At 36.9% G+C, this 3,647-nt stretch carries 4 protein-coding genes; 2 read left to right on the top strand and 2 right to left on the bottom strand.

Annotation, left to right across the window (positions count from 1 at the left end):
• A partial coding sequence (locus CDZ78_RS19150) for a transposase (RefSeq protein WP_140414227.1) occupies positions 1-324 on the top strand: 324 nt, incomplete at its 5' end.
• 168 nt (positions 325-492) lie between these two features.
• On the opposite strand, the gene CDZ78_RS19145 is transcribed toward CDZ78_RS19150, so the two are convergent.
• Positions 493-1,803, bottom strand: a complete 1,311-nt coding sequence (locus CDZ78_RS19145; protein WP_087871397.1) for an alginate export family protein — start codon at positions 1,801-1,803, stop codon at positions 493-495.
• 1,049 nt (positions 1,804-2,852) lie between these two features.
• The gene (locus CDZ78_RS19140) at positions 2,853-3,053 is read right to left on the bottom strand and encodes a hypothetical protein (RefSeq protein WP_087871396.1); all 201 of its coding nucleotides are present in this window, start codon (positions 3,051-3,053) and stop codon (positions 2,853-2,855) included.
• Between the two features lie 146 nt (positions 3,054-3,199).
• Here CDZ78_RS19140 and CDZ78_RS19135 point away from each other — a divergent pair, with 146 nt between their 5' ends.
• Positions 3,200-3,481 carry a hypothetical protein gene (locus tag CDZ78_RS19135; RefSeq protein WP_087871395.1) on the top strand — a complete coding sequence of 94 codons (282 nt, stop codon included), beginning with the start codon at positions 3,200-3,202 and terminating at the stop codon, positions 3,479-3,481.
• Positions 3,482-3,647: the final 166 nt, after the last annotated feature.

Genomic DNA, 3,647 nt, shown 5'->3' with positions numbered 1-3,647 from the left:
CGATTGAAAGAGCTTTTTAATGACTTATGGTCAATGCCCGATAAAGTATCGGCTGAAGCCTTTCTAAAGCAGTGGTGTGAAGAAGTAGAAAAATCTAAAATCTCAGCATTTATGAAGTTTGTAAAGACCGTTAGGAGCCATTGGTCTGGCATTATTCATTTCGTTGAAACGAAGATTACAAATGGAATTCTTGAGGGAATTAATAGCAAGGTCCAACTGGCCAAACGACGAGCAAGAGGTTATCGTAATATTAATAATTTTATCAATATGATTTACTTTCTTTGTGGTAAGTTAAAATTCGACTACCCACTGTATTTCACATAGAGCCAACTTTCTGGCGCAGCTTTGATAATCCAAGAGTTTTTTGATGTGCGCTCCTTACGAAAAATTAGCAGGTGATTTAACGATAGTTGATTCAAGATAAGAAGAATAAGCACCTAGGTACTATAGAGACAAGGCGTGCCTGCCCTGTCTCTATTAACATGGGAATGCTTAGAAGAAAACACTTCCTTGTAGCCAGAATTTATGAGTATTTTGTGATAAAGCGCTATTATAAGCTGCGTTTCCATTGACAGCATAAGCATCATAATAAGCATACTTAGCTAGCAGTTGATAATGCTTGCCAAACTTTTTAGTAACCAGGAAATCATACTCGTTTCCGTAGTCTATGCTGTTAGTGACACTCTGGAAGTTATGGTAAACAAAGGCCATTTTTACGCCAAAAGGTTTAGCTGTTAGAGTTGCATTGATGTCACGGACACCATCCTTAGGTGTGACTAAGAACTTATCGGCCCAACCCTGAAATTTATGATTTGTTCCAAAGGGAGTCTGGAATGCCTGTCCGCCACTTGCACCTAGCTCTTCAACGGCTCCTTTCAAAGTGATGGCCATATAGCTAGCGCCCCCCATTAAGCTGTAACGACTTAAACTAACACTATTGGGGTTATTTTTATAATCAGCCTGATAACTGTATTCAGCATGATAATGCAGCTTGACTGATTTTGTGATTTTTGGCGAGCCGTTAACTAATATTCCGTATGTTTGCGCTGATCTACCAGCCTGGCCAGTATCAAAGTCGGCCAGCCATAAACCATAGGCTGAAATATTTGCAAGGCCTTTAAATTTGTAATTAACATTTAAAAAGGGAAATTGAACGGTATCTAGTTCAGACCAGATATTTTGCACCTGACCGATATAACCAACCTTCATGGTTAAGTTTTTAATCGATTTATTGGTGATTAAACCGGAGTCAAAAGTTTGTTCCATTTGACGCCAGGCCACTGCCCCAATAAAACGTTGGTCATCAATATTAATGCGTTGACGACCTGCTTTCAGTTCAGTATCAGGGATCCCCTTATAGGTTACATACATCTGGTTAAGTTCAGCAGACTGAGGGTCAGCAATGACTTCACGACCCAGATCTCCTTTCCAGTCTGATTTTGGCGAAAAGTAATCACGCTGCATGGCAACGTTACCCTCAAATTCACCATAAGCCTGTAAGCCATAAAATTCAGGTGTTAGATAACCAAAACGTAAGCGTAAGGTATTGGCATAGGCTGTTTCTCTACCATTGTCGGCCACATCAGCCATTTCAAAACGGTAACGTAAGTTAAATTTAACCTGACCATACTTGCCAGTCTCATCCTCAAAATTTAAGGCATTTTCGGTTTGATAATCAAAAATATCAATATAGGTCTCTTCAGCGACAGCAGGCTGAATGACGATCGATGCCAGAATGGCTGAGGATAGTACGGCTTTAACAAAACATTTCGGTTTTGTTGGTTTGTTTGCTTTTGACAGCATAGTTTAGGACTCCTAAAAGGTAATAAAAAATAAATGTGTTCTATCGCATTCGGCTAGGAGAGTTTATAAACTTTCTCGAAATTGGATGCGCTAATAATTTTTTTTCGTGTTCCAGGTCTAGTTAAATAACTACTTCGTTTTTACCTGCCTTGGTAGTGGCTCCATTGCTCATCAAGATCACGAGGCCAGCTAATAAAATAGTTTCATTCACTATGGAGAATCATGGTGGGCGTTACCTGATTGCGTTGCCAAGCCGCTATTAGCGCTTTCTATAATTCCCAGTGTTAATGAGGCAAGTATGCGAAAGTGTCCATTGGGTAATAATTTTGACGAAAGGGCAAAGGTATGTGTTATTCCATCGAGTTTTTATGCAGGGAATCATCTAATTCCACACGAATTATGCAGCATTCTACTATATTTCGTGTGGTCACAGATGTGGAATTTATAACGAGTTGTTTTTTGTCGAATGTAAGGAAGTGAAATAGGCACATAAATATTAATGTAGTCTGTGCGCAGTTTGTGGAATACCGGAAGGGCACTCACTTTCTCGTATTATTTAAACTTTGCTTCCTTTGTTTTGCTCGTAAATTATTCGATAAAAATGTTGATTCAGCTGAGTCTGGTGTTGGTCTTGAAAGGAATAAGGGAAAGGGAGTTGCTGATTTAAAAAGGTAAGAAAATTGGCAAGCCCCTCTGAAAGCGTGTTGATATGTGGAGTATTTACTCATATTTAATATGATATATTTTTATTGTCACGCATAATTAAATCTTATATTGAATAGCTGGTTTCGGCCATTATGTAGAACTCTGCATAATGGCCGTTATGAGTCAGTCAATTATGATAGCTCCTTACACTTCGCAGTTTTTTCAGTATTAATCAAAGCTACTTGATTTTTTTCAACACACTCTCAGAGGGGCTTGGAAAATTGGGTGTTCGCGGAGGGGGAAGGTGTGTAGCAAGGGGGATGGAAATTAATTTGAGCGTTTATAACTGAAGTGATATCAGAGAAAGCCGCTCAAATTATTTTGTAAAATTAACGCCTTATTTCTTAGGCTGCTTTTTTTACTGCTTTTTTTGCAACTTTTTTCGCTGATTTTTTGTTGCTAGCTTTTTTCTTTATAATGGCTTTTGCCGCTGCTTTAACAACAGAACTAGCTTTCTTTTTAGAAATTATTTTTTTAGCAACGGCTTTTTTAGTGACTTTTTTAGCAACCTTTAGAGCAACTTTTTTCTTAACTACTTTTGACATGATTTTTCCTTAATTTAAGTATAAAAAAACTTACTAATAGTAATAATAATAAGTTGTTGCAATAGTAGTTTTTATGTTTATATTTGTCAATGAAATATGTCTAATAGTTATAAAATATAGTGAATAGATATTTTGTCAGGGGATTTATGAGTTTTATAGAGTTTAAGAAGTTATTACTGGATGCGGAAATCAGTTTACCTAAGTTTAGTAAGCTAATTAAGGTGAGCGATAAAAATTTACAGTCGTATAAGAAAAAAGATGAGGTGCCTAATGCGATTGCTGTTGTTGCCTGTTGCTTTGCAGAAATGAATAAAACGAATATGGACTATCGGCCACTGATCGAAAGTTTAGAACTGAAAGCAAAAACAAAAAAAGGTGCTGGGTTTGCTAAGCAAGTTAAAGAAGAGCTAACTACTCAGAATAAATAAACAGAAAATTGAGGTAGGTCAGCTTTTGTTAAATGGCTTGTTTCAGGACTTTTCAAAAGAGTACCTGATTACGTGAAACTCACAGTCATTTAAAATAAAACATAAGAATCAGTATATTAAGAGCTGAAGTTTCCCAATAATTATTTATGGTAAAATTGAAACTATG

Source organism: Bathymodiolus platifrons methanotrophic gill symbiont (assembly GCF_002189065.1).
GTDB lineage: Bacteria > Pseudomonadota > Gammaproteobacteria > Methylococcales > Methylomonadaceae > Methyloprofundus.
Note: the sequence above shows the minus strand (reverse complement) of the source record. Positions and strands in the feature narration are given on the sequence as shown.

Coding starts and splice junctions, on each gene's coding strand:
- CDZ78_RS19145 (WP_087871397.1), bottom strand. CDS start 1,803: ATGCTGTCAAAAGCAAACAAACCAACAAAACCGAAATGTTTTGTTAAA.
- CDZ78_RS19140 (WP_087871396.1), bottom strand. CDS start 3,053: ATGTCAAAAGTAGTTAAGAAAAAAGTTGCTCTAAAGGTTGCTAAAAAA.
- CDZ78_RS19135 (WP_087871395.1), top strand. CDS start 3,200: ATGAGTTTTATAGAGTTTAAGAAGTTATTACTGGATGCGGAAATCAGT.